We start from the raw sequence: 22,244 nt of genomic DNA, 5'->3' as shown, positions 1-22,244 counted from the left end.
TGACAAAGGACAAAGGACAAATTGGTACTACAAAAGTTGTCCTCCTCAAGGCGGTTTACCATAGGGTAGCTTCCTGCTGATAACTAAAATAAACCTAAAATCTCAGAATCCACGTGCTAAATTTGTCTAAAAATGGGTGTTCTGTGCGGGTTGCTTTTTCTAGCGTTGGGCTACTAACGCCGACTACTGTTGCCCTTGGCAAGTTTGATGGTGTTCATCTTGGTCATCAAAGGGTAATTCAACCAGTCTTGCACGCTGGTGGTCACTTATCAGTAGCTAGTAGTCCGCACTCAAAGGAAAATCAACTGACAAATCAAGAATATACCTACTCAACAGTTGTCACCTTTGACCCCCATCCACAGGAGTTCTTTACAGGGCAACCCCGGACTTTGTTAACGCCACTGGATGAAAAAGTCCAACAATTGCGATCGCTTGGGGTAGAACAACTGGTACTACTACCCTTTGACAAAGAATTGTCTGCGTTGACCCCCAAAGAATTTGTCGAAAAAATTCTCGTGCAACAACTGCGATGCCAACGAATTAGCATCGGGCAGGATTTTTGTTTTGGCGAAAAGCGCAGTGGTACTGCTCAAGATTTGCAATTACTCGCCGCCAAGCACAATATTCCCGTTACCATCGTTCCTTTACAAACTTATACAGGTGACTCGCCTACCCAAAGTAGTTGCGTCAGTACTACTCCAACTCAGGATGCCCGCATTAGCACTTCATTGATCCGCCAAACCCTTGAGCAGGGAGACATCGAAAGCGCAAATCTGCTACTAGGACGCCCCTACTCCCTCATTGGTGATGTCGTCCAAGGTCAACAATTGGGCAGAACAATTGGCTTTCCCACCGCTAACCTCCAACTACCAAAAGAAAAGTTTTTACCCCGCCAAGGAGTCTACGCTGTCCGCGTTTTCACTCTCGATGAAACATCTGATACTGCTCCTAGTGAGAATTTGGGCGTCATGAATATCGGTAATCGTCCAACTGTAAACGGTACTTGTTCATCTGCGGAAGTACATTTATTCGATTGGTCTGGTGATTTGTATGGCAAAAAACTGCTTGTGCAGCTAGTTAAATTTTTGCGCCCCGAACAAAAATTTCCTTCTCTCGAAGCCCTGAAAACACAAATTCAACTTGACTGCGTTGTTGCTAGAGAAGTTTTGAGTGCTGGAGCAGAAAGTTAAAAGTTAGGAGTTAAGAGTTAGGAGTTTGGAGTCATTCAATTTTGGATTTTAGATTTTAGATTTTTATTTCAATCCAAAATTCAAAATTCAAAATCTAAAATTGGCAGAGTTACGAGTTCTAAGTGGGAACAATGTATTTAGGAAAATTGAGCATTGGGCATTAGGGAAGAATTCTTGTAACTCCTAACTCCTAACTCCCAACTCCCCATTACACACTCCTCACTCCCCACAACGCATGAGAGAAAAAATCGACGCTTTAACACAAAATCTGGCTCTTACCATCGTTGGCAAAGCTGAAGCAATACGTTTAGTGCTAGTAGCATTGCTAGGTGGTGGTCATGCTCTCTTAGAAGATGTCCCTGGTGTTGGTAAAACCCTGCTTGCTAAATCTTTAGCTCGTTCGCTGGATGGCAAGTTTCAACGGCTACAATGCACTCCCGATTTACTGCCAACTGATATTACTGGCACCAACATCTGGAACCCAAAAAGCGGCGAATTTACTTTTCTTCCTGGGCCAGTCTTTACCAATGTGCTATTAGCTGACGAAATTAACCGCGCCACACCGCGCACTCAGTCAGCTTTACTGGAAGTTATGGAGGAACATCAGGTAACAGTCGATGGTGTCTCTCGTGCAGTTCCCCAACCCTTCTTTGTCATCGCCACTCAAAACCCTATTGAGTATCAAGGTACTTTTCCCCTGCCAGAAGCGCAAATGGATCGGTTTATGTTGTCGCTGAGTTTGGGCTATCCTTCTGAAGCAGAAGAACTCCTGATGCTGCAAAATCTCCAAAATGGTGTCAAAGTTGCTAATTTGCAACCTTGTATTACCTTGGCAGAAGTACAGGAATTGCGTTACCTCTGCTCTCAAGTGAAAGTGGCAACTTCCTTGCAACAATACATTCTCGAATTAGTGCGGGCAACACGTCAAGATGAGGAAATCGCCCTTGGTGTCAGTCCCCGTGGCACATTAGCATTACAACGGGCTGCTCAAGCGTTAGCTTTTCTATTAGGGCGTGATTATGCCATTCCCGATGATGTGAAATTTCTTGTCCCTTATGTTCTATGTCATCGCCTTATTCCTAGAGGAGGACGCAATTCAAGAACTGTTATTGAGCGATTATTGCGATCGGTTTCTATTCCTTAATCCAACGTGACTTCGATGAGTTAAAAAGAGGAGAGCTTTGCAGCAAGCAAAAACAGGGCAGCGCTTACCACTATCTCAAATGTGGGAGGGAATTGATGCCGAATGAACAGCCATCGGTATTAATCAATTTAACTCCTGAATATAAACAAAACTTGCGTGACCTTTCAAAAAGATTTCGCAATATTCGCTCTGATGTTCAACCGATTATAGAGCAATTACAGCAAGGCAATTTTGTCGGCGATGCCTACGGCGGGCTACGCCTACGCATTGCGGGCATTGGTGAGAAATATGTTGTTCGTAAGGTGAGAGTTCGTAACAGTAGTATCCAAAAAGGTAAGAGCGCTGGATATCGATTGATTTATCAAGTTGAGTCACATACAAGTAATTTGCTACTAACGATTTCTTCCAAGTATGACCGAGAAGATATTGGTGCAAATGAAATCCGGGCTGATTTTTCTAGTGAGTCAGGTTAAAACTACTAGAATTTTTTCCTTGCATAGTCAGTGGTGCGCTGAATAAATATTTATATTACTGTTATCGATATGAAAAATGTGTTCTTGACAAAACTACTTACGCAAAATTTGAAACACTGCCAATACTGCGTAAGTCTTATGATTAGCACAAGCGCCACTTTTAAATATTTGGGAATGTGAGGAATGTCAATTTTTGTTAAGCGCAAAATCCGCGATGCCTACGGCGGGCTACGCCAACGCCAAGCACTACAGCCAAGCGCCGAACGTGAATTCAAACGCCAATTTTTCGGTTTACTTCTGGTAATTGTAACGTGGAGTTTAGCTATGGGATGGCTTCTAGCCTTGGCAACTAACGCCCAAAGTGCGACTCCTCCCGTTGAAATTGGCACTGTTGACGTAGTACCTGCACAATACCAGCTGGGGCAAGAACTGTATTTAGAAAATTGCTCCAGATGTCACATTCCCATACCACCATCTGTTTTACCTACCCAAACTTGGAAAAATCTCCTGCAAGACTCGCAGCACTACGGCGCACAACTCCAGCCTTTAGTCGACCCGCCACGCATCTTGGTGTGGAAATATCTTTCGACTTTCTCCCGTGTCCAGCTAGACGACGAAGAAACACCATATCGCCTCAACAACTCGCGTTATTTCAAAGCTTTGCATCCAGGAGTTGAGTTACCACGTCCCGTCCAGGTTGGTAGCTGTGTCAGTTGTCATCCCAGTGCTAATGATTACAATTTCCGCCGCCTGACAGCAGAGTGGAAGTGAGGAGTGAGGAGTTAGAAGTGAGGAGTTTAAAAATTCATAACTCATAACTCTTAACTCTTAACTCCTAACTCTATTCCCCCACACCCTCTCTGGCCCCATCTGGGGGCAAAATGATACTATGAAGAAAGAGTAAATATAAGATAAGAGTTCAAACCAATCATTTAATAAACTGATTGGCTAGTTTTTATCCTGTTTTTGAGGTAATTCTCATTTCACACCCATCCACAAGCAAGACGTTTGGGCTGGGTTAAATGTTTATAATCAATGCCGACCCTTTAATTCCCATCCCCCTTGATTCAGTTCTATAACCTGCCATGCTAAAACTTTTGTTGGGCGACCCCAACGCTCGTAAGCTTAAAAAATACCAACCTTCTGTTACTGAAATTAACCTTTTAGAGGAAGAAATTAAGGTTCTTTCCGATGATCAGTTAAAAGGTAAAACCGTCGAATTTAAACAACGGCTCGCTAAAGGCGAAACCTTAGATGACATATTGCCAGAAGCTTACGCCGTTGTCCGGGAAGCAGCACGGCGAGTATTAGGCTTGCGGCACTTTGATGTCCAACTGCTTGGCGGTATCATTTTGCACGTGGGGCAAATTGCCGAGATGAAAACTGGTGAAGGTAAAACACTAGTTGCCACCTTGCCAAGTTACTTAAATGCCCTTACTGGTAAAGGTGTACACGTCATCACCGTAAACGATTACCTGGCTCGTCGGGATGCTGAATGGATGGGACAGGTGCATCGGTTCTTGGGGCTGAGTGTGGGGCTAATTCAGTCAAGCATGACTCCTAGCGAACGCCAGAAAAACTATGACTGTGATATCACTTATGTTACCAACAGTGAGGTCGGCTTCGACTATCTGCGGGATAACATGGCGACATCAATGGCAGATGTGGTGCAACGTCCGTTTAATTATTGCGTAATTGACGAGGTGGACTCGATTTTAGTTGATGAGGCGCGGACACCACTGATTATTTCTGGGCAGGTGGAAAGACCTACAGAAAAGTATCTACAAGCTGCTGAAATAGCATTCACACTCAAAAAAGACGAACATTACGATGTAGATGAAAAAGCTCGTAACGTTCTATTGACAGATGAAGGGTTTGCCGAATCGGAAAATCTTTTAGGAGTTACAGATTTATTTGACCCAGAAGATCCTTGGGCACACTTCATTTTCAATGCAATTAAAGCCAAAGAACTTTTCCTCAAGGATGTAAATTACATCGTCCGCAATGGTGAAGTAGTAATTGTGGATGAATTTACTGGTCGGGTGCTAGCCGGACGGCGTTGGAGTGATGGATTACACCAGGCGATTGAAGCGAAAGAACACGTAGAGATTCAGCCAGAAACTCAAACTCTCGCGACAATTACTTACCAAAATATGTTTTTGTTGTATCCAAAACTCGGTGGAATGACAGGAACGGCGAAAACCGAAGAACCAGAATTTGAAAAAATTTACAAACTCGAAGTTGCGGTAATTCCCACCAACCGCGATCGCAGACGCGAAGATTTGTCTGATATGGTGTTCAAGACAGAAGCAGGTAAGTGGGGAGCGATCGCTAGAGAATGTGCCGAAATGCACCAACTCGGCAGACCTGTCTTAGTGGGAACCACTAGTGTAGAAAAATCTGAACTTCTTAGTCGGCTACTGAAGCAGTTGGAAATTCCCCACGAATTACTCAACGCCCGACCGGAAAACGTCGAACGTGAGGCGGAAATCGTCGCTCAGGCAGGACGCAAAGGTGCTGTCACTATTGCTACCAACATGGCTGGTAGAGGTACAGACATCATCCTGGGTGGTAACTCCGAATATATGGCACGCCTAAAGCTGCGGGAATACTTTATGCCCCGGATTGTTATGCCAGAAGATGAAGATACCTTTGGCGTTCAAAGAGCAGCCGGATTGCCTACAGGACATGGTGGTGGTCAAGGCTTTGTCCCTGGAAAGAAAGTCAAAACTTGGCGGGCTTCACCAGAAATTTTCCCCACCCAGTTGACAAAAGAAACCGAAAAACTACTCAAAGATGCAGTAGAAATTGCAGTGCGTGAGTATGGTGAACGTAGTTTACCGGAATTGGAAGCTGAAGAAAAAGTAGCTGTAGCGGCAGAAAAAGCTCCCATTAATGACCCTGTAATCCAAAAATTGCGGGAAGCTTACAACCGCGTCAAGCAGGAATACGAACAATTTACTACCCGCGAACATGAAGAGGTAGTGGGAATCGGCGGTTTGCACGTAATTGGTACAGAACGCCACGAATCGCGGCGGATTGATAACCAGTTGCGCGGACGTGCAGGAAGACAAGGCGACCCTGGAACCACGAGATTCTTCCTCAGTTTAGAGGATAACCTACTGCGGATTTTTGGTGGCGATCGCGTTGCTGGGTTAATGAATGCCTTCCAAGTGGAAGAAGATATGCCCATCGAATCTGGGATGCTTACCCGCAGTTTGGAAGGCGCACAGAAAAAAGTTGAAACTTACTACTACGACATTCGGAAGCAGGTGTTTGAGTATGACGAGGTGATGAATAATCAACGTCGTGCTATTTACGCCGAACGCAGACGAGTCCTAGAAGGGCAAGATTTGAAAGAACAGGTGATTAAATACGCTGAAAAAACGATGGATGACATCGTTGACTACTACATCAACGTAGACTTGCCCTCGGAAGAGTGGGAGTTAGAAAAGTTGGTTGAGAAAGTCAAAGAATTTGTCTATTTGCTAGCAGATTTACAAGCGAGTCAACTAGAAGATATCACAGTCAGCGAGATTAAAGCCTTCCTCCACGAACAGGTACGAATTGCTTACGACCTCAAAGAAGCGCAAATTGACCAAGTTCAACCTGGACTAATGCGCCAAGCTGAACGCTTCTTTATCTTGCAACGCATTGATACATTGTGGCGGGAACATTTGCAACAAATGGATGCCTTGCGCGAATCGGTGGGGTTACGTGGTTATGGGCAAAAAGATCCGCTGATTGAATACAAGAGCGAGGGTTACGAACTCTTCTTGGATATGATGGTTAACATTCGCCGAGACGTTGTTTACTCGTTGTTCATGTTCCAGCCGCAGCCTCAGCAGATGGCGCAGGCATCATCAGAGATGGTGTAGTAGAGAATATATTACGCAGAGACGCAAAGGCGCAGAGAGTGCTTTTGCGTCTTTTGATAATCTCTGCCTTATCGATTCATCATCTGTCAGATATTGACAAAGAACTTCTTTATCAACGGATCTATGATGTTCTCAATCCTGGAGGGATATTTATCAACGCCGATCAACTTCTTGGCAAAACGCCTGATTTAGAACAACTTTACCGTCAACACTGGTTAGATTCTGTCCGCGCGAAAAATATCTCAGAAGAGGATCTCAAAGCTGCACAAAAACGTATGGAATAGGATCGCATGGCAACCCTTGATATTCAACTTAGCTGGCTAGAAGCGGCTGGGTTTCAAAATGTCGATTGCTGTTACAAAAATTTTAGCTTTGCTGTTTTTGGTGGTTATCGACCTACTATTTAACCGCTATTTTTGCGATCGAGATTACAGGCAGAGGAGAAGGGATTATTTACCAGAACAGTAGCTATTGATTTCGTTGACTATTGAACTTTCTTCCCTACTACTCTTTTGCAGAGATACCAAAAAGCCCTTTGCTGCTGGTAGATTCTTTTTATCTATGGCTGTTGCTGCATTATTCAATTCCTTGCTGATGTTCTGATAGAGTGTGAGAAAGCGCCCTTGAAAACCTTGCAATTTTTCATCTTTAATTTCTAGTGCTTTCATCTCCTTGGCAAGTGGGTCGATCTTACCAGCAAGTTCAGTTAGAGCTTTGGAACCTTTTGCGGGATTGGGATTTTTACCGAATTGCTGACCTAGAGTAGATGCCTGATTGGCAACTTTTATGACTTTGTTACATTGAGCAACTTTACTTTCGCCACAACCTGCAAATAATAAAGCGATCGCAGTAGTGACTGAAAGTATAAAATTTTGTTTAAATACGCGTTGCATAGGTTCTATGAGCTCCATCTATGTTTAGTGAAAGTTGGGCAGTAGAAATGGATGATTGGCAAAAATACTTTTTCTAAAAAGAATCTTTATTTCTGTTTTTAACTTTTTTCTACCCTGTTACTTTATACTTCATTTTTCCAACAACGTGTATGTAATTATACGCAAAAACCTCTATTTTAGATTGTATAGTTGTGTCGTCCTTTACTCTACCAATTTTGGAGTTATAGCCGTAGTCACATAGATTACGACAGTGTTGATTGCTCAAAGGCTTGAAACGACTGGGTTTTTACTCAGCACTCAGCACTCAGCACTCAGCACTTTGCTATAACTTCAGTGTGGCAGTAGTATTGGCTTTAACATTCTTTGATTCCCACAACATCTGGTGGTATTCAATTTTGCGCCAAGTTCAACCATATCGTTGTAATGGTTATAGAAAGCATGGCCTGATTGCCCAGGGGTGTGAATTGCTACTGAGTTATCTAAATTTCTCAAATCTACAATATAATTGCTGGCAGCAGTGCGGAATTACTGCTAGTTTTGGGTGCGATTGATTTGGGTTAAGAGTTTTGAGCAAAATAGCAGGTTCAATTTTGCTCTCTAAATTTCTCCCCAAGTTGTAAGCCATTACCTTACCCCAACTTAAAGAATGGAGTATTTTCCAAGGTTCTGGCTGATACCCAGGATTGAGAAACTTTAGCACAGCGTATTCTAGACTCAGGGTGCTGCCTTGATGCTCTGCCAAATAGGCATTGAGACCATTAGCGTAAGCTTGCAGGTATGCCTTTATCTCTGCATTAATTTCCTAAATTTCTTGCTGTGCCACTTTCTTGAGCAAAGGATTGACGCACAGTGTAGGTGGAAAATCCCACTAACAATAGCTCTAGCACTAACAGGAAAATCAGAGTAATTTTGAGTCTTTTACGTAACCAACCTTTCCTGGAGTTTTTCCTCTGAGCTTCTCGTGGCATTGTTTAGTGAAATTAGGCAATCCTACAAGGTATTTAATCAGAATCTTTAGAAAAGTGCGATCTGTCCATTTAAAATATGCTTGAGTAGACAGCTAAAATTTTGTTTAGCTCCCAGTAGAACAATAGTATCGCTCTCCTATTTTCCAAAGCTGGAGCGCAACTATTAGAAAGATAATGCCTGCAATTGGCGATACATAACAAAACCACAAAGGCACTAAAAAAGCATTTTCTTTTTCAAGTACTGCAAGCAAAGGGAAATAGCTGACACAAGCAAGCGGTATCAAGAAAGTAAAGAATCGCTGAAACCACTTGCTATAAATTGCAAGAGGGTACTGAGCCGTTTCAACTCCTCCATAAGTGAGGATATTCATAATTTCGAGAGATTCAATAGTCCAGAAGGTGATGGTTGCTTGCATAATGACAATGCCAACAAAGAGCGCAACCCCACCAATAAATGAAGTGCCTAAAAGCCATAAAGTTTTAAAAGTTAAAGAAATGTGGAGAGATGAAAGTGACCACCACATAACAACAATTCCCTGAAAAAGTCTTCCGATTCGTTTTAAAGTAAACTCTTTACCTAACAATTGAAGTGCTGTGGTGCGTGGACGAACAAGTAAACGGTCGAAGTCTCCACTCTTTATTATTGTTGTAAATGAGTCAAACCCTTTTCCAAGCGCATCAGCACAGGCGAAAGAAATATTAACTACTCCATAAAAGAGAGCAACTTCATTTAAAGTCCACGTACCAATGCTATTAAAACGACTAAAAAGTGCCCAAACTCCAAAAAATTCAACAGCAGTTCCTAAAAACTGCCCTATGACTTGCAGCCAGAAAGAAACTTTGTATTGCATTTGCGACTTAAAAGATACAGAAATATATCGAAGGTAAAGTACAAAATCATTCATAGTCCTTTATAATTTGTATCTAAAATAAATTACCTAACCTATATCCGCTTAAAAAATTACGAATTAGGTTGCCGAGCAAAGCCGAGGTACGAATTATTGACTTATCCTCCCTGAATTACAAGCTTTCTGATGCCATATTTCACAAGAACACGCCCAAGGATAACAATGACAACTATCCAGAAAGTTTGATGCAGCAAAATATAAAATAGGGCGTTTGGTTGAAGATTCCCAGTAAAAAGACGAAAAGGTTTGTCGATTAGTCCTGAAAAAGGAAGTGCGTTCAAAAAAGGCTTGCTCCACTCAGGAAAAAGTGGCAACGGAACAATCATGCCAGAGAAGATCGTCACAAGAGTAGGTAGAATACTATTAATTCCCTCGCCTGAAATTGTCCACATCATTGATACAGTCAGAAGCATAGTTAATGCAGACGAAAGTAAAATTGCACCAATAAAAGAGATAAAAAAGGCAACAAAAGAAGCAAAGGAGGGTGGAAAAGAAAGCGACCATTCATCAAGCCCAAAAATGCGAAAAAGGAAAATTGTGACACCAAGAAGCGGAATGCTACGAAGTATCAGGGGCGTTGTACGAAGTGCCAATGCGCGAGTAAACCAAAAATTATAAAGGTCTGTGGGTCGAAGAAGATCGTATCCTACAGCACCAGTTCGGATGAGTTCTTGAATATCTCTATCACCTCCCCAAGGGACAATCGCCATTAAAAACGCCTGTCCCAGCCACACATATCCTACAGCTTGTTGGAAAGTTATAGGTTGAGGAGAGGTTGTATGAGTAAAGAATGCCTGTAAAACCATTACTTTCACTAACCCCCAGAAAAGCTGAGTTCCAACGCCAGCTAAAGCAGCAGTACGGTATTGCAACAGCAGTGTAAATCTAGCAACAAACAGTGACCAATATGCTTTCATGGGACAATTCCTGCTGAAATTGCATAAAGTTCAGCAACTATCTCCTCAATGGGTGGATTTTCCACAAAAAGATCCTCTACTTCGTGTTGCGAGGTAACTTGGCTAATTAAAGACGCAGCAGAAAGCTTTGTGGGATCGAAGGATAGAGTTACGGTGCGACCTTCTTTAGAGATAATACTGACTCCTTCTTCTTCAAAAAAGAAATCATCATTTGCTAGGTCGATTCTTAAGTACCGACGCGAGGAAACTTGAGAACGCAGTGCTGCTAGAGTTCCATCACAAAGGATTTCACCTCCACCAATAATAATTATGCGATCGCACAATGCCTCTATATCATCCATATCATGGGTAGTCAGGATGGTGGTCACTTGATGAGTTTTATTCAACGCTTTGATAAATTTTCTGACTGCAAGCTTGGAAACTGCATCAAGCCCGATGGTGGGTTCATCAAGAAAAAGAATTTCCGGTCTGTGAAGCATTGCAGCTGCAAAGTCGCATCGCATCCTTTGACCAAGGCTTAACTGCCTCACCGGAGTCGAGAGAAAACTTCCAAGACCAAGCAAATCAATCATTTCTTCGCGTGTCTGGCGATACTCCGATTGCGGAACGCGATAAATATCCCGCAGCAAATCGAAAGACTCAATCACTGGCAAATCCCACCAGAGTTGCGTTCTTTGACCAAACACTACACCAATGCGATTAACGTGCTTGATTCGATCTTTCCAAGGAGTTCGTCCGCCAATTAGGCATTTTCCACTGGAAGGTACGAGAATACCGCTTAAAATTTTAATCGTGGTCGATTTACCGGCTCCATTCGGGCCAATGTATCCTACAAGTTCTCCCCGCTCTAGGGAAAACGAAACTCCTTTGAGAGCATAAACTTCTTTAGTTTTTCGCTGCACAAGTCCTCGTATTGAACCGAAAAGCCCAGAGGAACGTTCAGACACAAAGAAAGTCTTCCTGAGATTTTCGACAAGAATGTGAGACATATTTTGTTAGTCTGTTATCGCAAAGAAAGGCAGGAGGCAGTGTTTCGGCTACGCGGCAGTTGAGCGTAGTCGAAACTCAACAACCAGGCAGGAGGCAAAAAATGGGCTTGGCTGGATTAAGAATTGTCTTGGTAGTAGCTGGGGTGAGTAATGTCGGAGCGATCGCTAGAGTAATGAAAGATTTCGAGATATATCCGAGATATATCATTTAATAATAGTAAATTGCCAATGCAATCCCCATGCCAAGAATCATTCTAGAAGTATCAGAGGAATTATCTCAACAATTAGCACAAGTAGGCGATCGCTTACCGGAACTACTTGCATTGAGTCTCCAACAACCAGCTGTACCAGCACAAGACAGCTAAAATGATTTCAAGGAAACTCTTCAGCAGAACCACAACGCTGAAAACTGTAAGTATTATCTGGTGCGATCGCAGGAGGCAAAAAATGGGCTTGGCTGGATTAAGAATTGTGTTGGTAGAACCAGCTGGGCCGATCAATATCGGCGCGATCGCCAGGGTAATGAAAAATTTCGGTCTATATAATTTAGTATTAGTGAACCCCCAATGCGATCCGCTATCGACGGAAGCTCTGATGATGGCTGTTCACGCTCAGGAAATTATAGAATCTGCGCTATTAGTGGCGACCTTACCAGAAGCATTGCATGGATGTGTACGGGCGATCGCTACTACTGGTCGCGTTCGCAGTTTAGAAACACCCTTAGAAAATCCCCGCACTGCACTACCCTGGTTACTGGAGGAACCAGAAAAACCCACAGCACTGATTTTTGGCAGAGAAGACCGGGGATTAAGCAATGAAGAATTGAATTATGCACAGAGGTTTGTTGGCATTCCCACAAGTCAAGATTATGTCGCCCTCAATTTAGCTACTGCTGTAGCAATTTGTTGTTATGAATTGTCACAATCTGCCCAAAAACTTGACATTCAAACCTTACCTCAAACTGAACTCGCACCCTTGGATGTTGTGGAAGGATACTACCAGCAATTAGAATCACTATTACTGAAAATTGGTTATGTATATCCCCATACGGCAGCTAGTCGGATGGGAAAATTTCGCCAATTGTATAATCGCGCTCACTTGAAAACTGGGGAGGTGGCCATGCTGCGAGGAATTTTGCAGCAGGTAGAATGGGCCCTGAAAAACCAGAGGGATAGTGAAAACTTGTAATTATTCGTTTAATATATACGCAATCATCTCCCCAAAATAATTAATATGGCTTAAACTAAACACAAAAATGCTACTTAGTGGCAAAGTGGAATTTGAGTATTAATATTGCTTAAAGATTAAGTTTGGGGCCAAGAGTCTGCAAGAAAACAGTCAAGTCGGTCACAAGGAGTAACGGTGTCAGAATCAAGTGGCGAACTAACAGCTTTCTCGCGGCGTCAACCCTTAAATCGCCGCCAGCAGCCACAAAAAGTTCAAAAAGTGGTCAAAAAGAGAGTTAAAGCTAACAATCAGCAGCAAACTACAAATGGACAAGAAGGGGCACTAACACGCCCAAAAAATCAAATTAGTCCTCCCCCGATCTCTGGCGCTACACGTAGGGTAAAATCGGGGTTAGTTATGCCAACGGCAGTAAAACCAATACCTAGTGTTAAGGGAAAAATTCCTCCCTTTCGAGCAGGTGCTGTGATGGTTAAAACAGTGCGGATGGAAAAGCCAAAAACAGGCAGACGCTCATCGCGAAAAACCCAGTTAAAGCCAATGGCCAAAACCGTATTGTATGTTTTGCGGTTATTGATTGTGGGTATTGGGATGGGTGCAATTGTGGGTACTGTATTGTCAGTATTAGACCCAGCCAATCGTATCAGCACAAATTCGGCGTCGCAATCTAATAGTAATAGTAATGTTAGTAATGTGGCGCGATCGCAGCCACAACCTACCCAAACTCCCCCAGCCGCAGCTTCGAGTCTATACCTATCTCAAGAAATTACCTCTTTGAAAAATGCCGTGCAAAATTTGGCGGTCACCAACCCAAATCTCACACCGGGAATTTTCTTAGTAGATTTGGATACTGGTAATTATGTAGATATCAATGGCTCTACCAGTTTTCCGGCGGCTAGTACGATTAAAGTACCGATTTTAATTGCCTTTTTCCAGGATGTAGACGCGGGGAAGATTCGCCTAGATGATATGCTGACCATGCAACAAGATATGGTCGCTGGCGGTTCAGGAAATCTGCAATACAAACCACCAGGAACTCAGTACGCCGCTTTGGAAGTAGTCACTAAAATGATTACAATCAGCGACAACACGGCGACAAATATGCTGATTGCCCGACTGGGAGGAATAGACGCTTTAAACCAGCGTTTCCGTAGTTGGGGATTGACAGCCACAACAATTCGTAATCAACTCCCAGATTTGCAAGGGACAAATACCACTAACCCCAAAGAACTAGCGAATTTGATGGCGATTGTGAGTCAAGGAAATTTAGTCAGTATGCCATCACGCGATCTCATGCTTGATATCTTGCGTCGCACCCAAAGAGACACTCTGCTGCCATCAGGTTTGGGGACAGGTGCAAGAGCATACCACAAAACGGGTGATATCGGCACAATGTTGGCAGATACAGGTTTAATTGTTGTTCCAACTGGCAAGCGTTATATAGCCTCTGTAATGGTACAACGTCCAGCAAACGACCCTCGCGCCGAAAAATTGATTAGCTCAATTTCTCGTGCAGCCTACCAAGAGTTTAGCCAGAATGTTGTCACACCAAACACCACTACAAACACTCTACCCACAAATGGTTATCAGCCCCAGGTTGCGAATCCTGCTTTACCTAACGGTACAACAGGCACTGCGCCCATGAGCATTTATCAGCCTCCTGTTGCCACTCCTGTACCTAACGGCATGGGAAGTACAATACCTACAAACGGTTATCAGCCCCAAGTTGCGAATCCTCAATATTATCCTCAAAGATAATTTGTAATTCGTAATACTTTTCAAACAAATGAAACTATTAAGATTTGATGATATTATGATTAGGGTCTAAATTACCATTCAAATCTTAAGAGTTCCAATTCCTAATAGCTAGTTTCCAACATTAAACGCAATTTATTTTGAATATTTATAGTCAATTAAATTGTTCTAACAATGTCTCAACACTAGCATTGCGATCCAAAAAAGAAAATAAATGCCAGTAGCGCAGTTTTCCTTCTTTGTCTAATACAAACTGTGCTGGTAAAGGCGCCCCTAGTGCCTGCCCTGCTTGATATGTACGAAATACTCGACAACTAGGATCGCTCAACAGTGGCATTTTTAAGCTTAAATCTTTGACAACTATTTGACTCTGCCTTTCATCGGTACTAGTAATCATTAAAACTTCTATACCGCGATTTTTGAATTGCTCGTAGTTTTTATTCAAAGCTTTGATGTGAGGAAAACACAAAGGGCAATATTGTTTTTCGGTAAAAATGCGAGTAAAGGCGAGTAACACTGGTTGTTTGCCTTTATAATCAGACAATTTTACTAAAGTTCCGTTAGTAATATCTGGCAGTTGAAAATTAGGTGTTCCCACTCCCAATCTGAGTTCATTGCTAGCTGGAACTGGTAAAAAATTACGGAAGAATCGCTCATTTAATAAGCCACTAAAGTCAGTTGAAGTCAACATATTTTTAGCCTTGGTTATTTAAATACTATTTTATAAAAAACCACAGATATTTACGGAGGTTAACATTGTTTAATGTGTATCTCTGTTTATCTGTGGTTTTCATTGATTTTGCTTTCAACTCCAAAAAGCTGGATTAGAGTTTTTTCGCTAGCGAAATTTAGACAGCAGAGAAGTAAACTTTAGACTTCACTGGGTCAGGATTCATGGTCTTGTCACCAGGTTGCCAACCAGCTGGGCAAACTTCATCAGGGTGAGACTGAACATACTGAATTGCTTGTAATGTCCGCAGCGTTTCATCAACGCTACGACCAAAAGCTAGATTGTTAATCGTGGCGTGCTGTATAATACCATCTTTATCGATGATGAACAGACCACGCAAGGCAATGCCTGCTGCTGGGTCAAGAACGTTGTAAGCGGCGCTGATCTCTTTCTTGATGTCGGAGACTAGAGGATAATTCAGGTCGCCGACGCCACCAGACTTACGATCTGTTTGAATCCAAGCGAGGTGAGAGAATTCACTGTCAACGGAAGCCCCAAGGACTTCAGTATTGATTTTCTTGAATTCTTCGTAGCGATCGCTAAATGCTGTGATTTCAGTAGGACAAACAAAGGTAAAGTCTAGTGGGTAGAAAAACAGAACGACATACTTACCGCGATAATCGGAAAGTTTGATTGTCTTAAATTCCTGGTCTACCACAGCCGTTGCTGTGAAATCGGGAGCTTGTTGACCAACGCGGAGGCTTCCTTCGGTTCCGTAAGTAAGGGACATTAACCTAATTCTCCTTTATCGGTTTAGTAGCGTTGGAATTTGGGTCAAGTAAAATTTACCCATCCACGCTCTCACAGTTTAATTACGATCTGTTACGACTATATCATACTCATAACGATTTTGAGTAGCAAATGCCTGATTTAGATACAAGAGAATGGTTGCTTACCAACGGCTTAGGAAGTTTTGCCAGCGGTACAGTTTCTGATGTCCGCACGCGCACCTATCATGGTTGGCTGTTTGCCGCCACAAACCCACCTTCTGGAAGGACTCTGCTGTTTTCGCACCTAGAAGCTAGCTTGGAAATATTAGGGCGCGTTGTGGCATTGGGGACAAATGTTTGGGGTAACGGTCAGATTGAGCCAACAGGCTACGAACAGCTACGCCGTTTTGATATTAACCCAGTTCCTAAATGGACTTGGGGTCAAGATAACTGGCAATTAACCAGACAATTGGTGATGCCCTATGGTTTGGTGGGGACTAGGGACGAGGGGCGGGGGAGCAGGGGAGCAGGGGAGCAGGGGAGCAGGGGAGAAGTTGCAGAAAGTTTTTCCCCTCTACCCCTCTGCACCTCTGCCCCTCTGCCTCTTATACCCAATGCCCAATTTTGCCATCGAATTTTAATCCAGTATCGCTACGAGGGAACTGAAACAGCGATTTTACGGTTGCGACTGTTGATCGCAGAACGTGACTTTCACCACCAGCAGACTGCTAGTCAAGAATTACAGTTTTCACAATTGCTAGGGGAACAGCAAGTCTGTTTACAAGCAATCAATTCTGGGCGCTTCGGTATACCTTGGCACTTGCGCTGGACACAAGGAAATTATCAACCAGATGCAGTTTGGTATTGGGATTATAGATTGTCTGAGGAGACAAAACGGGGATTAGGCGACAAGGAAGACCTCCACAGTCCTGGTTACTTGATAGTCAAACTTCAACCAGGAGATACGGTGACTTTAGAAGCACGAGTAGGTTTTCCTGACTCAGTGCCAGGTGTTCTCACCGTCAAAACTTTCACAGAAGCTGTGGAGGCAGAGCAAGAAAGGCTCTCACAGATTTTTGGATGGAAAGAGAGAGGTACGGCAGCAGAGGAGCAGGGGAGCAGGGGAGATAAGGGGGACAAGAAAGAATTATTGAAAATCTCTCCCTTGTCTCCCCCTTCTTTCTTGTCTCCTTTGTCTCTTCTCCATGCCCAATGCCCAATGACGCCAGTTGCTTCAAGTCGGCAAAGCCGCCCAACGCACTGGCTCCCCAATGCCCACTCCCTAATCTGGCAACAACTACTCAAAGCAAGCGATCGCTTTATCGTCTATCGAGCCTCAATTGCAGGGCCTACGGTCATTGCTGGTTATCATTGGTTTAATGATTGGGGACGTGATACATTAATCGCTTTACCGGGGTTGGCACTAGTTCCACAGCGCTTTAACTTAGCAAAAGGAGTATTGCGAACTTTTGGGCATTATTGTCGCCACGGTTTGATTGCGAATGCATTTCCTGATCTCAATGGCGAACCAATTTATAACAGTATTGATGCGGCGTTGTGGTGGATTGAAACTTTAGGACTTTATTTAGAAGCTACCCAAGACTGGGATTTTTTGGCAGAGCAATTCCCTGTAGTACAGCAAATCTATAAAGCGTTTGTCGGTGGTACACATTTCAATATCCAGGTCGATGCTACCGATGGGCTAGTTAGTTGGGATGCTCGTGGTGTAGCTCTCACCTGGATGGATGTGGTAATTGGGACACACCCCGTCACACCCCGTTACGGGAAGCCAGTGGAAATCAATGCACTGTGGTATTCTGCTTTATGTTGGCTGAGTCAGTGGGCAGAGCGCTTGAGCCAAATGGAATATGGCTCACCAGTTCGTCTCACTAAGCAAGCACAGCGTTATGCTAACCAAGCACAACACGTGAAAACCTCACTGCAAAAGTTTTGGAATCCTCAGCTAGGTTATCTGTACGATACTATTGAGCCAGACGATCGCCGGAATTTTCAAATTCGTCCGAATGCCGTTTTGGCGCTGTCGCTACATCATTGTGGGTTTTCCGAACAGCAAGGGTGTCAGATATTAGATTTGGCAACTACCAGCTTGCTCACACCTTATGGTCTTCGTAGTCTCGATCCAGGAGATCCAGAATATAAAGGGAAATATGAGGGCAATCAACAACAACGCGATCGCGCTTATCATCAAGGCACTGTTTGGACTTGGCTAATTGGGCCGTATATTCGGGCTTGGCAACGTTTTTATCCACAACAATCGCTGCCTTTTGATTGGCAACCCTTGATAGATCACTTTTTCTTTGATGCTTGTCTTGGTTCTATTTCTGAGATTTTTGATGGCGATTCACCTCACACACCCAGAGGAGCGATCGCTCAAGCTTGGTCAGTTGCCGAAGTAATCCGCTACATTAAATAGTTGTAGCAGGTGCTTTCATACGAAAAAAGAAAAATACATAAGTCTTGATTTCTCGCTTTGTGGCATGGCTTTTTACCCTACTTCCATTCCTCTCCCTCTCTGGGAGAAGGCTTTGAAACCCAGTTTTAGTTTTTCTCTGCTTGTATGAAACTACCCTGCTACATTAAATAGTTGAGGAATACAGATGGTCTTGGATAATTATTCTTGATGAATATCCGTTCACAAATTAATGTTGCTAATTTTAACCTCCGAAACCCTGACTATACAAGCTTTTTATTAATTTATCTAATTATCCAAAAGTGACTAGAGATTTTCGATGATTTCACAAATTGAGGCCGCAAAACCAAAGATGTTTATTTTCTTCTGTGAGGAAATATTTTATAAGAAAACTTCATGAGTGAGATGTAGTATTATTGATATTAGCAATGTAGTTAAGGCTTAATCTAAATACTCTACAGGATGTATGATTGATAGGGCAATTACTATTGATAACAGATAATTTTACATTTCCTTATTATGAAACACATCATATCTTAACTCTAAATAAGCCTAAAGAAGTATAGATATAAATTGAGAAATCAATTAATAAAATAAAGTACAAAAAATGAAGTTTACGTAGGAAGAATTGTAAATAAAGTGACTCAATCTAATAACAAGACTAACCTTCAAGAGGAAACAGATTTAGGGACTTCCATAGCTGTGGCTACTGCTACAGATAAATGGCAAGTTTTGTCGTACAGTGCTCCAATCCTACCTATACATGCTGCCCTACTTCGTACTGGTAAGGTATTCTTTTTCTGTGGCTCAGGTAACGATCCCAATCGGTTAAATACTCCCTATGACAGTGTGGTATGGGATGTAAACAAGGAAACCTTTTCCCGTCAAGCGCCTCCATTGGATAGTAACAATCAACCTATGGATATTTTTTGCGCTGGTCACTCCTTCCGCCCTGATGGTCAGTTACTGGTTGCAGGTGGAACTTTGCGCTATGACCCATTTTATGGTTCACCCTATGCTCTGATGTTTGATCCCATTGCTGAGAAATGGGTCAAGATACGATCAATGAATAATGGTCGTTGGTATCCTACTGTGTTAACACTAGGCAGTGGTCGAGTCTTAGCAGTATCTGGGCTGGATAAAGATGGCAAGCTCAATAGACAACCAGAAATTTATTCTGCTTTCTTTCCAAATGGTTGGAAAGCTTTTCCAACAACTAGTGCCTTACCGCCATACGCGCATCTGTTTCTACTAAGTAGTGGAAAAGTTTTTTATTCAGGTGCTCAGATGGGTGGCACTGGAGTGACACCAAGGATATTAACCCTGCCAGAGACATTTACACAATCCATTACAGAAACAGTGGTAACAGGGCTGCAAGACATAGCTTTTGGCGATCAAGCTGCCAGTCTTCTTTTACCACCTGCACAAGATCAAAAAGTGATGATTCTCGGTGGTGGTAGTGGTAAGACAGCAACCAAGAGGGTAAATATTGTCGATTTAAAAGCTAGTAATCCAACTTACGTAGCAGCAAAGCCTTTAAACTATGCCCGGATGCATCACAGCGCAGTTTTATTGCCCGATCGCACAGTCTTTGTTTGCAATGGTAGCAAAATGAATGAGGACACAACACAATCAATGCTGCCAGCAGAAATCTACAATCCAGCTACAAATACCTGGACAGTAGTAGCTAAACAAAATGTCCCCCGCGTATATCACTCGGTGGCCTTACTGTTACCAGATGGTAGGGTCGCCACAGCTGGAGGGAACCCTCAACGGAGGGTCAATGAACTGCGATTAGAAATCTACAGTCCTGCGTATATGTCGCGATCGCGTCCAGTTATTCGGAGCGCTCCTCAAACAGTGACCTACGGGCAGCAATTTACGATTCAGACACCCCAAGCTGCGAATATTAAGTGGGTGAGTCTGATTAGACCAATAGCAACTACCCATTCCTGCGATACAGAACAAAGGTTAGTGGATGCACCCATTATTTCTAGAAACGCTACTTCTCTTAAGGTCACGGTCATAAACAATCGAAACATCGCCCCTCCAGGCTGGTACATGCTTTTTATTAGTGACAACAATGGAACACCCTCAGTAGCAACCTGGACGCAAATATATTAGCCTTATCTGTTTACGTTCACACTGCTACCTAATAAAAGTCATTCATTCTAGGAAGAAAAATATGAATTACAAGGTATCACGCCGACGGTTTGGACAATTGGTACTTGCTGGAACTGTAGTATCTGGACTTAGTTATCTAAGCAACAAAGCCTTGGCAGAAACACCAAGTTTAAATATTGTAGGTATAGGTTCTAGCCCGATCGTTGATACTGACCAAACAGCTATTACAGAGGTAAACACGACTGAATTAATAGAGAACACTGCCCTAAACAGTGTAAGCACAGATATGAAGCCTGTAGGACTAGTTTTGCAATCCTTAATGACAGGAAAGGCTCAGGTACTTACGGATAAAAGTACACCTCTATTAGAACCTAATGAGATATTGAGTGGTTTTACCTCTTTAAGCGATGGCACACTTGTTGTAGCCATTACTCCGGTTGCACTTAGTCGGAGACAGGCGACACCTACTCGCATTAGATTTTTGGGTACGCCTGTAAAAACTTTGATAGTCTCAGGACTTAAACCGAATCAACAGCTTGGGAGCTTGCTAGGTACTAATGATGGGCGACTCATTGGTCTAGTAGGAAAGAAGAACGGTACACCACCAATCAAATTGGTAGATATTAACCTTCAAACAGGAGAGATAAGTTTTATTAGTAAGATTAAATTCCTGGAAGATGAGCGGGTCAGCAATCTAGCTGAGTGCCCAGATGGAATACTTTATACTTCTATAGTTAGTGCGTATGGTGAGACAAGTCTAGTGCAGCTAGATCCAAATCAAAAGAAGCCCATCAGACTAGGACAATTGAAAGTTAATGGTCAAGCATGGAATAATGGTTTACAAAGCTTAGTTTGCTCTACAACAGGTGAACTCCTCGCCTTTGGAGCGATGAGATATGAGACACCTAATGCTGTGTTTATTGTTGATAAAAACAGTGGAAATATGACTCGGCTACAAGATTTTGATTCTGCTCAGATTACGCGTACTCGTGCTTAGAAGGAATTGATGTCTGGTTTGGGGGGAAAGGGAAAAGGTTAAAGGGGAATGGCACTAAGATTCATGTGAAACCTCATGAGGGCAGGGTGTTGGGGGTAGGGTGTTTTAGACAATTGAATGCGAGTGCGTCAAGGAGTTCAACACCTTCTTAATTCCCCACACCCGAACCTGCAACTCTACACCCCATACCCTTTCATCCAGGAATACCAGGGATTTACGCTTAACAAGCGTGTCATTCGGTTAAAAGGTAAAGAAAAACCTTATATATCGAGCCTTCCGATCCACTAGACCGGAGCGCAAAAAGGGCAGATAATGATTCTGCCCTTTAGACGTTAAAACTTAATTTTTGATCTTAAAGCTTAGTAGCGCGATCTATTGTATCCACCGCCACCGCCGCCGCGACGATCGCCACCACCAAAAGAACCACCTCTATCTTCTTTTGGTTTAGCCTTATTGACTTTGAGGTCGCGTCCCATCCATTCAGCTCCATCAAGAGCATCAATGGCAGCTGTTTCTTCAGCTTCTGTGCCCATCTCTACAAAGGCAAAGCCGCGTGGACGTCCTGTTTCACGGTCAGTAGGTAACTGAACCCGCTTTACAGTGCCGTGTTCGGCAAATACAGAATTGAGGTCATCTTGTGTGACCTCGTAGGATAGATTACCTACATAAATTGACATGCATTATCTCCAAAATCATAGGTGTGTAGAGATTTAGATTTCGGAGGCAAGCTTGTTAAGACCAAAAGGAAAAAGCCTGTCAATACTAAAAACAAAGAATGTAACCGAATTTTATTCTCACTTGATTACCTTAGCACATCATTGAGTTCTTACCCACCGTAACTCAAGATTGGGGATTGGGCAAAACAGTGCTGAGTGCTGAGTGTTGAGTGCTGAGTGCTGAGTGCTGAGTGTTGAGTGCTGAGTGCTGAGTGCTGAGTGCTGAGTGCTGAGTG

At 43.0% G+C, this 22,244-nt stretch carries 23 protein-coding genes; 13 read left to right on the top strand and 10 right to left on the bottom strand.

The features are described from left to right. Positions 1–113: 113 nt before the first annotated feature. From RMY16_RS17065 to RMY16_RS17040, 6 genes are all read left to right on the top strand, one after another. Positions 114–1,190 carry a bifunctional riboflavin kinase/FAD synthetase gene (locus RMY16_RS17065; protein WP_322737399.1) on the top strand — a complete coding sequence of 359 codons (1,077 nt, stop codon included), beginning with the start codon at positions 114–116 and terminating at the stop codon, positions 1,188–1,190. Between the two features lie 235 nt (positions 1,191–1,425). Continuing rightward, positions 1,426–2,334: a MoxR family ATPase gene (locus RMY16_RS17060; RefSeq protein WP_322737398.1), complete on the top strand. Its 909-nt coding sequence runs from the start codon at positions 1,426–1,428 to the stop codon at positions 2,332–2,334. A gap of 95 nt (positions 2,335–2,429) precedes the next feature. After that, positions 2,430–2,807: a type II toxin-antitoxin system RelE/ParE family toxin gene (locus RMY16_RS17055; RefSeq protein ID WP_322737397.1), complete on the top strand. Its 378-nt coding sequence runs from the start codon at positions 2,430–2,432 to the stop codon at positions 2,805–2,807. A gap of 183 nt (positions 2,808–2,990) precedes the next feature. After that, entirely contained in the window at positions 2,991–3,578 is a 588-nt protein-coding gene (locus tag RMY16_RS17050; protein ID WP_322737396.1) for a cytochrome C, read from the top strand. 314 nt (positions 3,579–3,892) lie between these two features. Next, positions 3,893–6,685, top strand: coding sequence for a preprotein translocase subunit SecA (secA, locus tag RMY16_RS17045; RefSeq protein WP_322737395.1), 2,793 nt, complete (start codon positions 3,893–3,895; stop codon positions 6,683–6,685). Positions 6,686–6,729: 44 nt separating this feature from the next. Beyond that, on the top strand, positions 6,730–6,969 hold the full coding sequence (locus tag RMY16_RS17040) for a class I SAM-dependent methyltransferase (RefSeq protein WP_322737394.1): 240 nt from the start codon (positions 6,730–6,732) through the stop codon (positions 6,967–6,969). A gap of 165 nt (positions 6,970–7,134) precedes the next feature. Here the strand turns inward: RMY16_RS17040 and RMY16_RS17035 are convergent, their stop codons facing one another. The 7 genes from RMY16_RS17035 to RMY16_RS17005 form a co-directional block, all read right to left on the bottom strand. Continuing rightward, the gene (locus RMY16_RS17035; RefSeq protein WP_322668472.1) at positions 7,135–7,578 is read right to left on the bottom strand and encodes a hypothetical protein; all 444 of its coding nucleotides are present in this window, start codon (positions 7,576–7,578) and stop codon (positions 7,135–7,137) included. 330 nt (positions 7,579–7,908) lie between these two features. Beyond that, on the bottom strand, positions 7,909–8,070 hold the full coding sequence (locus RMY16_RS17030; protein WP_322737393.1) for a hypothetical protein: 162 nt from the start codon (positions 8,068–8,070) through the stop codon (positions 7,909–7,911). Then, a complete protein-coding gene (locus tag RMY16_RS17025) occupies positions 8,054–8,320 on the bottom strand; it encodes a penicillin acylase family protein (protein WP_322737392.1) in 267 nt (88 codons plus the stop codon). The genes RMY16_RS17030 and RMY16_RS17025 overlap by 17 nt, the downstream gene beginning before the upstream one ends. 52 nt (positions 8,321–8,372) lie before the next feature. Beyond that, positions 8,373–8,546, bottom strand: a complete 174-nt coding sequence (locus RMY16_RS17020; protein ID WP_322668471.1) for a hypothetical protein — start codon at positions 8,544–8,546, stop codon at positions 8,373–8,375. Positions 8,547–8,650: 104 nt separating this feature from the next. Further along, a complete protein-coding gene (locus RMY16_RS17015) occupies positions 8,651–9,451 on the bottom strand; it encodes an ABC transporter permease (protein ID WP_322737391.1) in 801 nt (266 codons plus the stop codon). 101 nt (positions 9,452–9,552) lie between these two features. Next, the gene (locus RMY16_RS17010) at positions 9,553–10,371 is read right to left on the bottom strand and encodes an ABC transporter permease (protein WP_322737390.1); all 819 of its coding nucleotides are present in this window, start codon (positions 10,369–10,371) and stop codon (positions 9,553–9,555) included. Continuing rightward, on the bottom strand, positions 10,368–11,360 hold the full coding sequence (locus RMY16_RS17005; RefSeq protein WP_322668468.1) for an ABC transporter ATP-binding protein: 993 nt from the start codon (positions 11,358–11,360) through the stop codon (positions 10,368–10,370). The genes RMY16_RS17010 and RMY16_RS17005 overlap by 4 nt, the downstream gene beginning before the upstream one ends. 59 nt (positions 11,361–11,419) lie before the next feature. Here RMY16_RS17005 and RMY16_RS17000 point away from each other — a divergent pair, with 59 nt between their 5' ends. The 4 genes from RMY16_RS17000 (at position 11,420) to RMY16_RS16985 (ending at position 14,303) form a co-directional block, all read left to right on the top strand. Then, positions 11,420–11,572, top strand: coding sequence for a hypothetical protein (locus RMY16_RS17000; RefSeq protein ID WP_322737389.1), 153 nt, complete (start codon positions 11,420–11,422; stop codon positions 11,570–11,572). 27 nt (positions 11,573–11,599) lie between these two features. Next, positions 11,600–11,725 (top strand): hypothetical protein, encoded by a 126-nt coding sequence (locus RMY16_RS16995; protein WP_322737388.1) that lies wholly within the window; start codon positions 11,600–11,602, stop codon positions 11,723–11,725. An 82-nt stretch (positions 11,726–11,807) separates the two neighbouring features. After that, positions 11,808–12,548 carry an RNA methyltransferase gene (locus RMY16_RS16990; protein WP_322737430.1) on the top strand — a complete coding sequence of 247 codons (741 nt, stop codon included), beginning with the start codon at positions 11,808–11,810 and terminating at the stop codon, positions 12,546–12,548. Between the two features lie 174 nt (positions 12,549–12,722). Beyond that, positions 12,723–14,303: a serine hydrolase gene (locus RMY16_RS16985; protein WP_322737387.1), complete on the top strand. Its 1,581-nt coding sequence runs from the start codon at positions 12,723–12,725 to the stop codon at positions 14,301–14,303. Between the two features lie 151 nt (positions 14,304–14,454). Here the strand turns inward: RMY16_RS16985 and RMY16_RS16980 are convergent, their stop codons facing one another. Together RMY16_RS16980 and RMY16_RS16975 are read right to left on the bottom strand one after the other, a co-directional pair. Further along, positions 14,455–14,991: a peroxiredoxin family protein gene (locus RMY16_RS16980; protein ID WP_322737386.1), complete on the bottom strand. Its 537-nt coding sequence runs from the start codon at positions 14,989–14,991 to the stop codon at positions 14,455–14,457. A 157-nt stretch (positions 14,992–15,148) separates the two neighbouring features. After that, positions 15,149–15,760, bottom strand: a complete 612-nt coding sequence (locus RMY16_RS16975; RefSeq protein ID WP_069068387.1) for a peroxiredoxin — start codon at positions 15,758–15,760, stop codon at positions 15,149–15,151. Positions 15,761–15,891: 131 nt separating this feature from the next. On the opposite strand from RMY16_RS16975, the gene RMY16_RS16970 reads away from it, so the two are divergent. From RMY16_RS16970 to RMY16_RS16960, 3 genes are all read left to right on the top strand, one after another. Continuing rightward, positions 15,892–18,174 (top strand): amylo-alpha-1,6-glucosidase, encoded by a 2,283-nt coding sequence (locus RMY16_RS16970; RefSeq protein ID WP_322737385.1) that lies wholly within the window; start codon positions 15,892–15,894, stop codon positions 18,172–18,174. A gap of 636 nt (positions 18,175–18,810) precedes the next feature. Then, a complete protein-coding gene (locus RMY16_RS16965; protein WP_322737384.1) occupies positions 18,811–20,295 on the top strand; it encodes a galactose oxidase-like domain-containing protein in 1,485 nt (494 codons plus the stop codon). Positions 20,296–20,356: 61 nt separating this feature from the next. Then, positions 20,357–21,292 carry a hypothetical protein gene (locus RMY16_RS16960; protein WP_322737383.1) on the top strand — a complete coding sequence of 312 codons (936 nt, stop codon included), beginning with the start codon at positions 20,357–20,359 and terminating at the stop codon, positions 21,290–21,292. Between the two features lie 359 nt (positions 21,293–21,651). Here the strand turns inward: RMY16_RS16960 and RMY16_RS16955 are convergent, their stop codons facing one another. Further along, on the bottom strand, positions 21,652–21,969 hold the full coding sequence (locus RMY16_RS16955) for an RNA recognition motif domain-containing protein (protein ID WP_194042424.1): 318 nt from the start codon (positions 21,967–21,969) through the stop codon (positions 21,652–21,654). Positions 21,970–22,244 lie beyond the last annotated feature (275 nt).

This window comes from Nostoc sp. DedQUE12b, from assembly GCF_034530835.1.
GTDB lineage: Bacteria > Cyanobacteriota > Cyanobacteriia > Cyanobacteriales > Nostocaceae > Nostoc.
The sequence above is the reverse complement of the archived record's forward strand: the minus strand, read 5'-3'. Positions and strand labels throughout refer to the sequence as shown.

Coding starts and splice junctions, on each gene's coding strand:
- RMY16_RS17060 (WP_322737398.1), top strand. CDS start 1,426: ATGAGAGAAAAAATCGACGCTTTAACACAAAATCTGGCTCTTACCATC.
- RMY16_RS17055 (WP_322737397.1), top strand. CDS start 2,430: ATGCCGAATGAACAGCCATCGGTATTAATCAATTTAACTCCTGAATAT.
- RMY16_RS17050 (WP_322737396.1), top strand. CDS start 2,991: ATGTCAATTTTTGTTAAGCGCAAAATCCGCGATGCCTACGGCGGGCTA.
- secA (WP_322737395.1), top strand. CDS start 3,893: ATGCTAAAACTTTTGTTGGGCGACCCCAACGCTCGTAAGCTTAAAAAA.
- RMY16_RS17035 (WP_322668472.1), bottom strand. CDS start 7,578: ATGCAACGCGTATTTAAACAAAATTTTATACTTTCAGTCACTACTGCG.
- RMY16_RS17020 (WP_322668471.1), bottom strand. CDS start 8,546: ATGCCACGAGAAGCTCAGAGGAAAAACTCCAGGAAAGGTTGGTTACGT.
- RMY16_RS17015 (WP_322737391.1), bottom strand. CDS start 9,451: ATGAATGATTTTGTACTTTACCTTCGATATATTTCTGTATCTTTTAAG.
- RMY16_RS17010 (WP_322737390.1), bottom strand. CDS start 10,371: ATGAAAGCATATTGGTCACTGTTTGTTGCTAGATTTACACTGCTGTTG.
- RMY16_RS17005 (WP_322668468.1), bottom strand. CDS start 11,360: ATGTCTCACATTCTTGTCGAAAATCTCAGGAAGACTTTCTTTGTGTCT.
- RMY16_RS16995 (WP_322737388.1), top strand. CDS start 11,600: ATGCCAAGAATCATTCTAGAAGTATCAGAGGAATTATCTCAACAATTA.
- RMY16_RS16990 (WP_322737430.1), top strand. CDS start 11,808: ATGGGCTTGGCTGGATTAAGAATTGTGTTGGTAGAACCAGCTGGGCCG.
- RMY16_RS16980 (WP_322737386.1), bottom strand. CDS start 14,991: ATGTTGACTTCAACTGACTTTAGTGGCTTATTAAATGAGCGATTCTTC.
- RMY16_RS16975 (WP_069068387.1), bottom strand. CDS start 15,760: ATGTCCCTTACTTACGGAACCGAAGGAAGCCTCCGCGTTGGTCAACAA.
- RMY16_RS16970 (WP_322737385.1), top strand. CDS start 15,892: ATGCCTGATTTAGATACAAGAGAATGGTTGCTTACCAACGGCTTAGGA.
- RMY16_RS16960 (WP_322737383.1), top strand. CDS start 20,357: ATGAATTACAAGGTATCACGCCGACGGTTTGGACAATTGGTACTTGCT.
- RMY16_RS16955 (WP_194042424.1), bottom strand. CDS start 21,969: ATGTCAATTTATGTAGGTAATCTATCCTACGAGGTCACACAAGATGAC.